This is a genomic window from Trichocoleus sp. FACHB-40 (assembly GCF_014695915.1).
Lineage (GTDB): Bacteria > Cyanobacteriota > Cyanobacteriia > Cyanobacteriales > FACHB-T130 > Funiculus > Funiculus sociatus.
In genome coordinates, this window is record NZ_JACJPF010000085.1 from 1 (window position 1) to 10,219 (window position 10,219).

Genomic DNA, 10,219 nt, shown 5'->3' on the forward strand with positions numbered 1-10,219 from the left:
ACTCATGACACTTAAATCGCTGTTTACCGTTATGAATGTGACCGTTTTTGACTGTTTTGGAGGAAGCACAGTTGGGACAACCAGGCATGAGAAAAAGAACAACGTCAGGTCTATCTCTATATCATTACATCTTTGGCACTACCGAGTTTTCAATGAAGAAAATTTCTTGAGAAACTCAAAACTCAACATTCAACACTCAACCTTCTTTAACGCCCAGTCGCGAATCAGCGCATTCACCTGTTCTGGCACCTCATCATGGGGACAATGACCCGCCCGCAGAAAATGCTCTGTCAGTTGAGGGTAGAATTTGCGAAACTTCTCTGACCTCTCTTTAGCATTTATCCAAGGGTCTGCTTCTCCCCAGATCATTAACAACGGACAGCGCAGCTGCTGTAATAAAACATCAACTTTTTCGCCTTGGGAGGTTCTAAATACCGAGGCAAACACTTGCACAGCACCATCGTCACAGGAAGGACGATATATTTCGTCTATCAACTGCTCTGTAATCGCACTCTTGTCGAGATAAACTTTCTCTAGCGTATTGCGAATCACCGAGCGTTGCCGCACGTACTGAAACAGCAGAAAACTTGCCCACGGTTGCTGAAAAATTGATTGCGTTGCTTCACCCAGAACTTTTTGAAAGGGATGAGGTTCGGGGGCAGGATCTTTAACTGTAAACGGGCCAGCACTATTGAGCAATACTAAACCTGCCGCCTGCTCCGGACATTGAGCTGCCACACACAACGCCGCATAACCGCCTAAAGAGTTCCCTGCCACTACAGCAGGTTGACCAATGACGCTGGTAATGAAATCATGCAGCTGGTCGCGCCATAAGTCGCTGGTGTACTGCCATTCCGGTTTGGCGGAACGTCCGAAGCCTAGCAAGTCAATTGCCCAAACTTCAAAATCTTTACTAAGTCCAGTAATATTCTTGCGCCAGTGGTCTGTGGAGGCACCAAAGCCATGAATCAATAACAGGGGTGGGCGTTCGGGGTGCCGTTGCCCCGTCTTTACATAATAAATGGACTGCCCTCGCCATTGCCAATAAGTGCCAGGGATGGGAGCAGTAGAAGCCGCTGGGGTTGCCTGCATTAGAGTATTATTAAGTAATGTTAACTTCTTTATTTTAGCTTGGACGAAGGGTTGGGTGGTTTTGGGCATTGAAATAGCAGATTTTGCGAGTGTTGAGTAATATAAAAAAAGCAGCGATCAAATCTTAAAGTTTGCCTTGAATGATCCAACCCAGAAGCGGTAGTCGCAAGCTCGTTCGCAACGCTTACGCACTCTCTTCGCATCGCTGCTGGGGCAGAAAAAAGGAGATTTCAAGTAAAATTGCTTAGTTGTAGATAACTGTAAATAACACAAAAGAGGGGAGAGCAGTGTCTGTCGAAACTGTAGAAAAGCGTTCAACAGTCCGTAAACTCGCGCCTCGTTATCGTGTGTTGCTCCATAATGATGACTTCAACCCAATGGAGTACGTGGTGCAGATATTGATAACGACGGTGCCAAATATTACGCAACCTCAGGCCGTCAGCATTATGATGGAAGCTCACACTAACGGGCTTGCCTTAGTAATTACCTGCGCCCAGGAACACGCGGAGTTTTATTGCGAAACTTTGAAAAATCACGGTCTGACTAGCACAATTGAACCAGACGAGTAGCGCTTTAGAGGCAAGGGTTGTTTAAATTAAACCTCGTCCGTTTAGCCCAGTACCCAGCGCCCGTGCGGCTGGGCTTATTTGTCCTAAGCTTGCTCTCAATCTGGTTGCCTCTAGCAGCACCAATTTACATATTTGTCAAGGATAGTAACTTGGTCACTATCCTGACTATGGGGCTGTTGTTCGTCGAGTTTCTGTTGCTAGTGAGGTTTTGGGGTCAGAATGTGTATCAGCAATCCCATTTGCTACGAAGCTATGGTTTGCAAGGAACGCGACGAAACGGGTTAGAGCTTTTATCTGGGCTTGGTGTTGGTGTCATTATTACCTTCAGTTTGTTTTGGCTGGAGGGGTTGTTGGGCTGGCTGGTTTGGCAAAGTCCCACAGTTGTTTTACCCAGGTTGGTTGTCGAAGGTTTAGCTAGCGCTTTGGGTATTGGTTTGGCAGAGGAATTGGTATTCCGGGGCTGGCTGCTGGATGAACTGGAACGAGATTATCGCCCTCGCTTAGTTCTGTGGGCAGATGTTTTAATATTTGCCTTGCTGCACTTTCTGAAGCCGCCAGCGGAGATTCTGCGGACTTTACCTGGGTTTCCGGGGTTGATACTGTTTGGTTTAACGCTGGTGTGGGCGAAGCGTGGGAGCAAAGGCCGCCTCGGTTTATCGATTGGTCTGCACGCTGGTATGGTTTGGGGATATTACATCATTAATGTAGGGCAAATGGTGCAATATTCTGGTCGGGTTTCTGACTGGATTACTGGTGTTGATAAGAATCCTTTGGCTGGGGCGATGGGGTTGATGTTTTTGGGAGTTTTGGCGTTGTTGATGAGGATGCGATCGCGATCGCCAAAAATCTCGTCTTGAGCGATCGCGCTTTTCTGATAGCAAACATTCCCCGATAATTATGTATTTTGTAGCTTAACCGCACTCAAGTTGGTAATGCAGTTCCGCCGCTACTTTCATTAAAATTGGCACCGGAAATTTATACCAGAATTTATGCGCTCAAAGAGGTTAAAAAACCATTTGCGCCGCAGATGTACCAACCAAACACGCTCTTTCCAAATTCACTCCAGTCAAATTAACACCATCTAACTCAGCACAAAGCAGATTTGCTCCTGACAAATTAGCACCAGCGAGATTTGCACCCCTTAAGTCGGCTTCTTCCAAATTTGCATCAGTAAGCAAAGCACCTCGCAAATCTGCTTGACTCAAATCTGCACCTTGGAGATTAGCACCGCTCAAGTTTACGCCTCGCAAGTCAGCACTGCGTAAATCGACACCTTGCAAATTCACACTCATCAAGTTAGCGCCGCTTAAGAAAGCACCAGCAAAAGACGCTTGGGTTAGCTTAGTTCCCATCAAATTCGCGCCCCGCAGATTGCTACCCCGCAAGTCAGCACCAGTTAAGTCAGCTTGCATCAAGTTAGCGCCCAACAGGTTAGCCCGCAAATCTGTCCCTGCTAAAAGACTCTCGATTAAATTAGCACCATCTAGACGGGCGCGTTCTAAATTTGAGCCACTAAAATTTGTACCGACGAGATTAGCACCAGCGAGATTAATCCCCCGCAAATCGACGCTTGAGAGGTCTTCGTCTTCTAAATCTGCACCTGGTAGTTGCTTGAGTTTGCCTAAGCGAATTGCTTCGATGTCCATTGATTCCTATTTGAAGGATTGAAGGATTGAAGGATGGCTAATTGTTGTTTTAATACTATTAGCCATTAGCTTGATGTATTTTTACCTTTTGCCCTAATTTGCAACGCGGTTGGGTTGTGTAGTTGTACCGCTATACAAGTTAGCATCTAACAGCCACATTGCCGTTGTTACTTTAGTTGGGGTGACTGGTAGAATCAAACCCTGTTGCATACCCATGACTAACAGAGATAGAGTTTCAACAAGTTTGGGATCGAAGCGATCGCCTTGTTTTTGCCTGCACGCATCTAAAGCTTTGGACAAATTCTCTTCACTGTCAGGATGAGATTTTCTAGCTTTAGCTAATCGCCACTGAAAATCTGCTAATAGCGCTAAAATCCTCGATTCCAAGGGAATTTCATCCCCAGCTAACCCCGCAGGCGTTCCCATGCCATTCCACCATTCAGACTGGTGAGTGACGATTTGAGCCACTGCCCGTAATTGTGGCATGGTTCGCAACGCTTGCGCCCCCTGCACCAAAGGACAAGTCAGGGGACAACTCGGTGCTTCATCGTCGTAACTCCTCGACATACTCGACATACTGGGTTCCAAAATACTTTCCGCCCCCTGCAAAGGATCGATGCGGTGCAGCAACCCCGCAAGGCGCAGACGCTTCATCTGCCAAGCAGGTAAGTCTAGGATCTGTCCCATCATTTCGGAGAGCGCCACGACTTCAGCAGCTGCCATTGGGTTAGTGACATCCGCCATATCCATCAGCTGCGCCATTCGTAGAAATGCTTGGACTTCGTTGGCAAGCAAGTTGCGATCCAGCGCTTGTTGGCGAGAACCTGTAGGGATATTTAAATGCTCGCCTGTAGATATGTCCTCTTGCCCATCTTGGAGATAATCTACCACGCGAGACACAACCGCACTTAGCTGCTCTGGTGAACCTAAAGATGGATTAATTTTGTCTCGTGTGGCGAGTAGTTTTTTCTCAAGTTCTGGATTGTAGGGGGCGATGTGCGCGATCGCTATATCTACCGTCTCTTTTACTAACTCCGGCTCAAATGTCCATAATCCATAAAATTTGCGCTCTAAGTCTGACGCTGGTTGTCCTGCTGTACCATAATCTTCCGCCGACAGCTCTTGACAAAGCACCATCGCTGTATATGTAGGCGAAATTATGATCAGGTGCCATTCTTCAGCTACCGGATCGGCTGGATCTAATCCCACTAATGCCACGTTGGGCATCTGGCTGGTGGGGTGTTCTTTAAAACCCGCTTCCCCTGCCGCCATGATCACAATCTGACCCGCCTTTTGTGCTATTTCTCCATAGCGATCCGCTTCTTGCAGATACCATTTCCCCCGCTGGAAGGCTGCGATTACTAGAGGTAAACTGTCCTCAGTTAAAATGTGGTCTTCCAGGGCATGGCACAAGGATACTAGGGTGTTTTTGTAGTACACCCCAAATCTTATTGGTCTTTTGCCCGTTTTGTGGGCTGCTTCTAGCTGTTGGAGAATTGAGCCTTCTAACATGGTTTGGACTTTTGTTAAACTAACCGCTTCCGGCGCAGAGTGCGCTAAAGATAGACAAAAGAGAGCGAGAGATTTTGAGGTTTTGTGGGGTGGGCAATATGCCTGCCCCAGTATATTTTAGGAGACTGTTGCCAGCTGTTTCGGCTTTGGCTCAATGGGTGCAGCCAGGGCTGATTCTAAGTCTGCACATCCAAGTCTTTGTTCTAAAATCTTCATAACTTCGCGTCCGAAGTCGTTAGGATTTTGTTGCCATGCTTGGAGGCAAACTTCACCAAAGAATGAGCCAAGGGGTTCTGGATTCCACAGCAGTTTTTTGGCTGTCCAGGGCATTATGCTCATGGGGTTATATCCTGGCTTGAGGATATCATTTTTGAAAGCGTATTCTTCTAAATGGGTGTGCGGTTGCAGTCCTATAAAGAAGATGGCTGGTTCGACTTTATCTTCACCAAAAATTTTCTCTAGTTCCCGGTGATAGGCAACGGTTTGGCGAATAGTTTCATGAGTTTCGTCAATTACGTTAAATGAGTAATTGACAGATACTAAATCGTTGAATCCAGCTGCTTTTAAGTCGCGGCAGTTTTCTAATACTGTGCGGAGGTTATAGCCCATTCGCATTTTCCTCACCAGTTCCTGAGAACCACTCGTGATGCCGATTTCAAAGTAGTTCATCCCTGTTTTCACCATCAGGTCGCATAATTCTGGTGTCAGGTTGTCTGCCCGAATGTAAGCTGCCCAATGTATATCTTTCATCCCGGCATCGATGATTTTTTGCAATAGTTCAACGGCATCGTCGATGAATTTCCGGGCTGGGATAAATTGAGCATCGGTAAACCAGAAGTTGCGGATACCTCGGTTATAAAGTTGTTGCATTTCGGCTACAACTTCATCCGCTGGGTTGATGCGTACTTGCTTGCCTTCAATGACGGTGTAAATGCAGTAGCAGCAGTTGTGCGGACAGCCGCGTTTTGTCTGCACGCCAACATAGAAATCTTCGTCTTGCAGGTAATATTGAAATTCAGGCCAGATGGTTTCGATGTAGTCGTAGTTGCAGGCGGTTTTTTCGATGGGAGTGGGGCTTTCGTGGATCATGCGATCGCGTGGCTTTGTCTCGCCCACCACATAACACCGTTCATCCCGGAATTCTTGCCCTCGAAGCATTTTTTCCAGCAACGCCTCGCCTTCACCTACTGAAACTATTGTCCCCGTCGGTAAGCTCTTACTCAGTTGTTCGTAAAACACGCTGACAGCACCGCCACCGACAACAGTTTGAGCGTTTGGGTTGTATTTCTGAGCGCGTTTCAGCCCCCGTTTAATTAATCCCTGGTTGCGCCAAAGTTCGGTGTAGTATGCCGTCGTCACTCGCAAGCCGCCCAATGCTCCCCGCAATCTCACTAAGGGATTTGGGGCATAGTAAAATTCAAAAGCGTTTTGCAGGGGGTTGCCACCTCTGCCTCCTACCGGCGCGTAAATCTGAATATCGCGCCAGGAATAGACTAACAGTGTTGGTTTGAATTCATCGACGCAGGTATCTAGCGCACTGGCGAAATCCAAAGGCGGTACTGTTCCCAAGTCAAATATCCGTTGTTGTACGTTTGGGAACAGTTTGTGTACGTGATCTGCTAAGTACACAACCCCAATTGGAAAGATGGGATTGCAGGGTAGGCGGACGTAGAGAATTCGATTTTCCATTATTTTTTCTTTGTATTCAGATTCACGACTATTCAAACTTGGCTAACGGATGCCGTCTAAGAAAGCTTCTCGCTTTCCAAGAACGTTCTCAAGAATTGTTTTGACTAAGACTTGATCGAGATTTGAGCCATTTTCGGTATTTTCGTCTACTACAGCGGCTTAAGAAGCCATTTTTAGCCCAGTATCATCGGCTACAGCAGCACTATTGAGCTATTAAGTTTCTGAAATCTGTTTATATAACTTTACGATAACATTGAGTTCACAAGAGCGTAGCGCTAATTTTTGCTGTGTAGGCGAAAAAAGGGACTTGGGGGACTTGGGGGACAAGGAAGACAAGTCAAAAATCCAAAACTGCGATTTGTTGGGTTGGGGTTCCAAGGGCGCAGCCTACAACTTGGGAGAAAAAGCGTTGGTCTCGAATCCCAAGTCTCCCCCCTGCGGGATGCCGATTCATGCTTGCGATCGCAAGTTGTAATTTCTAAGAATTTAATGTTTTCTTTATATCCTGAGGAATAATTATGAGAAGAATACTTCAGTTGGTAGTGGAGTTTACAGCAAACGGGGATCGCTCGGTGTTAACTTAATTAATGTAGTTTAATTCTAGTGGCGCAAAGCTGCTCGGCAGTTATGGCTCAAATACTTGATCCCCTCCCTTCTGGTAAAACCAATTACATTCTCTGCTGCTACGTCAATGCTACAAGCCACATTCAAATTGCTCGGATTAGTAACATTCCGAACTGGTACTTTGAGCGTGTTGTGTTTCCCGGACAACGCTTAGTGTTTGAAGGACTGCCAGAAGCACTTCTGGAAATTCATTCAGGCATGATGGCAAGTTCGATTCTCTCAGATAACATACCGTGCGATCGCCTGTGTATCGACGAAAAGAAGGATTCTGATTTTAATAATAAAATTTTTGAAGACAAAGAACAAATAGAGGATAACAAGCAAAAAGTGGCAGTTCAGAAAAAGAAAATGCTGGAAACCACTGAATCTTTAACAACACTTATATAGGGTAATAAGCTGGCAAAATTTGAGCGTTGCAAAGGGTTGTCGGTATCGACAGCCTTTTTTTAGTCATTAGTCAGGTAAGAGTTGTAAGGTTGTCAAATTGAGATTTTATTAGGTTTTAACAACCTGACAACGTTCCAACGCCAACGAATAACTAATAATCAGCTAAAATATTAAGATAGTATGCGGAAACTGCTATATTTGGCCCTGGATGAGTTAAAGAGTGAATCTACCTTCCTTTATTTGGCTTTGGAAAATTGCTGCTTGGTCGATGGGTTTGTCACTCGTTGCCTATCTACTGCTGGGCGTAACTGGCATTTGGATGTTTAGGGCGCGTCAGCAAGAGCATTCCCGACCCCAATGGTTGCGACCTTTTCACTACACCACTGGCGCGATAATGGTGGGTTTGGTATTGCTGCTGCTAGCCATTGGGATTGTAGGAACGCTAGGTCATTATGGCAGCTTGGGTCACTCGGCACATTTAATCGCTGGAGGGGCGGTGGTGGCGCTGGTGTTACTTTCAGCTGGGAGTGCTACTTTAATTAGCTCGAATCGAGCTTGGGCGCGTTCGGTTCATGTCGCAACCAATATGGTACTGCTGGTTGGATTCGTCTGGGTAACGCTGACAGGCTGGAGCGTTGTGCAAAAATATTTACCCTAAATTCTCATTTTTATAACACTTAAATTTATACAAATAGATAGAGGCAAGAGTTTCACAATCCAGCTATTTGCTTAAAAACCAATCGCCTTCCGCAACAAGAACGCGATCGCACTTCTTCTATCTTCACCGAGCCATCTTTAGTTAACATGAAAATGTAGGCTTACCCCACCCTTCTAATGAGTAGTCCGTTCGTCGCCGTAATTCTAGTAATGCTTATTGCCGCCTTGGTAGGCAGCGCGGTAGGTTTACGATCTCCCCTTGGTAGCAATGGCAACGAAGTGATTCCTCCTACGGCTGGAACATCAAATTCCACCGCTTCCCCTGCACCAGCCAGCAACGAAACTGCCCAAATTCCACAAACAACTCCACGAACAACAACAAGCCCTACGGCAACGCCATCTCCCACAGCAACACCATCTCCCACCCCATCTCCCACCCCATCTCCCACTGGCACCCAGAGGAATACCACAGGTGGTGGCCCCTATTATGATGACGAAGAGGAGCCAGTGCGGGCATTGTGGTGACATTCCCTTGGAAAGCATCAGGAGTATGTTGCTACAGACGCAATTAATCGCGACTGTAGCAATTGATATTGAAAATTCTAGGCACTATTTTTAACAAAGGCACCTTTACACAATTTGCGATCGCGCTCAACTGCACCCTCTTCAAAGCAAGAGCCACTAAGTTTAACTAATAGCAATGTGCGCTCTTACTCGGCAGTAGAGCTGGGGAGTATTCCATCTAGGGCTGCATTATTACCCTTGTGCTATCGTACCTTTTATACTTTTTATAATTTTTCTGCACCCGAACATCAGCCAATGGGGGACGGGTGCAACGAGAAGACAGTCACTCTGCTGTTTGGAAGATTGTGCCGTTTTCTAAACAAGTCATGAACAAGTAAAAATCTCCTTGTTCATTTAAACTGATCTGCAAACCTACAAACAAAAAGTTACAAATGAAAACAATTCAATTTTTTGAATATGGAAATAGTGATGTTTTGCGCCTAGAAGATATCTCTCTGCCAGAGCCGAAATCAGAAGAAGTTTTAATTAAAATTCACGCTTGCGGAGTAAACTTTGCTGATACTTTAGTGCGGAAGAACCAATACATTTTCACGCCTAGCTTACCTTTCATACCTGGTTTTGAAGTAGCAGGCACAATTGAGAAATTGGGAACTGAAGTTACAGGTTTCTCTATAGGCCAGCGAGTGGTAGCTTTTATCTCTAATGGTGGCTACGCGGAATATGCAACTGCACCGCAGAATTTAACGGCAATTTTGCCAGAAGAAATCGAATTTGTTTCAGGAGCCGCAATTCAAATACAGGGGTTGACAGCATTTCATATGCTGAAAACAGTAGCTCAGCTGAAGCCCGGACAAAGTGTACTCGTTAATGCAGCGGCAGGGGGTGTCGGAAGTGTAGCCGTGCAGCTAGCGAAAATCTTCGGTGCTAGTCAGATAGTTGCAACAGCAGGCTCACCTGAAAAGCTGGAATTTGCCCAATCTTTAGGCGCTAATACATTGGTAAATTATCGGGAACCAGACTGGTATGAACAAGTATTGCGTGCTACTGATGGCAAAGGCGTTGACGTAATTCTTGAAGCAGTGGGAGGCGAAACATTTCTCAAAAGTTTAGAATGTCTGGCTAACTTTGGTAAGTTGATTGTATACGGTTCCTCCAGCGGTAGTAGTGTTTTCGACCCAACAATTTTACTTACTAAAAATAAAACTGTTATTGGCTTCGGCTTGTACGGCTTTTTGGAAAATACTTTATATAATGAATCCTTGAATACCTTGTTTGAATATATCAAACAGGGAAAACTGAATGTACAGATAAGTGGTAGGTTTCCATTAGCAGAGGCTAGCAAAGTGCATCACTTAATTGAAAGCCGCAGCAGTCAAGGAAAATTCATCTTGCAACCTTAGACAATCAGGGCTATTTCATTTTAAATAGGTGCTTGAGTGTGTTCAGGCTGAAACCAGCAAGACGTTGGGCTTGAGCCATGTTCTCAAAGCGATTGTCACGATATAAATTGAGCGCAAA

At 45.7% G+C, this 10,219-nt stretch carries 11 protein-coding genes; 7 read left to right on the forward strand and 4 right to left on the reverse strand.

Going from position 1 to position 10,219, the window contains the following annotated elements; genetic code table 11:
- Positions 1–189 precede the first annotated feature (189 nt).
- Positions 190–1,092, reverse strand: coding sequence for an alpha/beta fold hydrolase (locus H6F63_RS19445; RefSeq protein WP_190639149.1), 903 nt, complete (start codon positions 1,090–1,092; stop codon positions 190–192).
- A gap of 287 nt (positions 1,093–1,379) precedes the next feature.
- Here H6F63_RS19445 and clpS point away from each other — a divergent pair, with 287 nt between their 5' ends.
- Together clpS and H6F63_RS19455 are read left to right on the forward strand one after the other, a co-directional pair.
- Positions 1,380–1,661 (forward strand): ATP-dependent Clp protease adapter ClpS, encoded by a 282-nt coding sequence (gene clpS / locus H6F63_RS19450; protein ID WP_190424767.1) that lies wholly within the window; start codon positions 1,380–1,382, stop codon positions 1,659–1,661.
- Positions 1,662–1,678: 17 nt separating this feature from the next.
- Positions 1,679–2,518 carry a type II CAAX endopeptidase family protein gene (locus H6F63_RS19455; RefSeq protein ID WP_199298158.1) on the forward strand — a complete coding sequence of 280 codons (840 nt, stop codon included), beginning with the start codon at positions 1,679–1,681 and terminating at the stop codon, positions 2,516–2,518.
- 147 nt (positions 2,519–2,665) lie between these two features.
- Here the strand turns inward: H6F63_RS19455 and H6F63_RS19460 are convergent, their stop codons facing one another.
- From H6F63_RS19460 to H6F63_RS19470, 3 genes are all read right to left on the reverse strand, one after another.
- Positions 2,666–3,307, reverse strand: a complete 642-nt coding sequence (locus H6F63_RS19460) for a pentapeptide repeat-containing protein (protein ID WP_190444327.1) — start codon at positions 3,305–3,307, stop codon at positions 2,666–2,668.
- A 93-nt stretch (positions 3,308–3,400) separates the two neighbouring features.
- Positions 3,401–4,819 carry a DICT sensory domain-containing protein gene (locus H6F63_RS19465; RefSeq protein ID WP_190639142.1) on the reverse strand — a complete coding sequence of 473 codons (1,419 nt, stop codon included), beginning with the start codon at positions 4,817–4,819 and terminating at the stop codon, positions 3,401–3,403.
- 117 nt (positions 4,820–4,936) lie between these two features.
- Positions 4,937–6,508 (reverse strand): photosystem II high light acclimation radical SAM protein, encoded by a 1,572-nt coding sequence (locus H6F63_RS19470; RefSeq protein WP_190639143.1) that lies wholly within the window; start codon positions 6,506–6,508, stop codon positions 4,937–4,939.
- A 253-nt stretch (positions 6,509–6,761) separates the two neighbouring features.
- Here H6F63_RS19470 and H6F63_RS19475 point away from each other — a divergent pair, with 253 nt between their 5' ends.
- From H6F63_RS19475 to H6F63_RS19495, 5 genes are all read left to right on the forward strand, one after another.
- Positions 6,762–6,983: a hypothetical protein gene (locus H6F63_RS19475; protein WP_190639144.1), complete on the forward strand. Its 222-nt coding sequence runs from the start codon at positions 6,762–6,764 to the stop codon at positions 6,981–6,983.
- A gap of 152 nt (positions 6,984–7,135) precedes the next feature.
- The gene (locus tag H6F63_RS19480) at positions 7,136–7,519 is read left to right on the forward strand and encodes a DUF1830 domain-containing protein (protein WP_190639145.1); all 384 of its coding nucleotides are present in this window, start codon (positions 7,136–7,138) and stop codon (positions 7,517–7,519) included.
- A 220-nt stretch (positions 7,520–7,739) separates the two neighbouring features.
- Positions 7,740–8,177 (forward strand): DUF4079 family protein, encoded by a 438-nt coding sequence (locus H6F63_RS19485; protein WP_190639146.1) that lies wholly within the window; start codon positions 7,740–7,742, stop codon positions 8,175–8,177.
- 176 nt (positions 8,178–8,353) lie between these two features.
- Entirely contained in the window at positions 8,354–8,701 is a 348-nt protein-coding gene (locus H6F63_RS19490; RefSeq protein WP_190639147.1) for a hypothetical protein, read from the forward strand.
- Between the two features lie 431 nt (positions 8,702–9,132).
- A complete protein-coding gene (locus H6F63_RS19495) occupies positions 9,133–10,101 on the forward strand; it encodes an NADPH:quinone oxidoreductase family protein (RefSeq protein WP_190639148.1) in 969 nt (322 codons plus the stop codon).
- The last annotated feature ends 118 nt before the right edge of the window (positions 10,102–10,219 follow it).

Excerpts from the sequence above, each read along its gene's own strand:
- H6F63_RS19445 (WP_190639149.1), bottom strand. The coding sequence starts at position 1,092 with ATGCAGGCAACCCCAGCGGCTTCTACTGCTCCCATCCCTGGCACTTAT.
- H6F63_RS19460 (WP_190444327.1), bottom strand. The coding sequence starts at position 3,307 with ATGGACATCGAAGCAATTCGCTTAGGCAAACTCAAGCAACTACCAGGT.
- H6F63_RS19465 (WP_190639142.1), bottom strand. The coding sequence starts at position 4,819 with ATGTTAGAAGGCTCAATTCTCCAACAGCTAGAAGCAGCCCACAAAACG.
- H6F63_RS19470 (WP_190639143.1), bottom strand. The coding sequence starts at position 6,508 with ATGGAAAATCGAATTCTCTACGTCCGCCTACCCTGCAATCCCATCTTT.
- H6F63_RS19480 (WP_190639145.1), top strand. The coding sequence starts at position 7,136 with ATGGCTCAAATACTTGATCCCCTCCCTTCTGGTAAAACCAATTACATT.
- H6F63_RS19490 (WP_190639147.1), top strand. The coding sequence starts at position 8,354 with ATGAGTAGTCCGTTCGTCGCCGTAATTCTAGTAATGCTTATTGCCGCC.
- H6F63_RS19495 (WP_190639148.1), top strand. The coding sequence starts at position 9,133 with ATGAAAACAATTCAATTTTTTGAATATGGAAATAGTGATGTTTTGCGC.